Source organism: Campylobacter concisus, assembly GCF_015230015.1.
Lineage (GTDB): Bacteria > Campylobacterota > Campylobacteria > Campylobacterales > Campylobacteraceae > Campylobacter_A > Campylobacter_A concisus_AF.
In genome coordinates, this window is the sequence record NZ_JAAKZC010000039.1 from 1 (window position 1) to 714 (window position 714).

A 714-nucleotide genomic window follows, 5' to 3' on the forward strand; every position below is an offset into this window, starting at 1 on the left:
GTATAGACAACACTCTATGATCCGCCCTAAGGAAAGTATAGTAGAGTTAAAAGGCTTAAAAGATACTAAAATGAATTATGAAATAAAAGAATTAGAAAAGTTGACATTAATGCACTAAGTAGTTAGCAAAATATATGCTGTTTTTGTTATATACTTGTCTTTATATCGCAAAGCAGGTTTTTGTGCACGTTTTGATAACTTTTTAATTTTCTAAATCTGCCGTTATTGCAGTCTGCTTTAAGAACTGCGAGATTAAATTTACCATTACCTCTTTACTTGAAACCAAATACTAACATATTAAGCTAAAAGAAAAGTATTAAGTTATATTATTTTCTTAAGATTTATCAAATTTCTTTAAAGGAGAGTGTATGAAACTAGCATTTTCAAAAGCTGTTTTAGTAGCAGCTGGCGTTGCCTTATTCGCAGGCTCACTCTTAAATGCAGAGGATAAATTTAGCCCTGTTATTGTCATACATGGCGGCACTAGCGGACTTGAGCTTACCAAAGATGAGTTTAAAGTTCGTGAAGAGCCTATGAAAAAGGCGCTTTTAGCAGGTCAAGCTGTGCTTGAAAAGGGTGGTAGCGCGATGGATGCGGTGACGGCAGCCATTATGGTGTTAGAAGACGATCCAAATTTTAATGCTGGCAAAGGCGCGGTATTTACAGCTGATGGCTTTAATGAGCTAGATGCTTCTATTATGGACGGTTCTACTA

Annotated in this window: 1 protein-coding gene; it reads left to right on the forward strand. The window is 35.7% G+C overall.

Annotated elements, in window-relative coordinates; genetic code table 11:
• Positions 1 to 368: 368 nt before the first annotated feature.
• The coding region (locus G6W42_RS10355) for an isoaspartyl peptidase/L-asparaginase (RefSeq protein WP_194173935.1) at positions 369 to 714 on the forward strand (346 nt) is incomplete at its 3' end.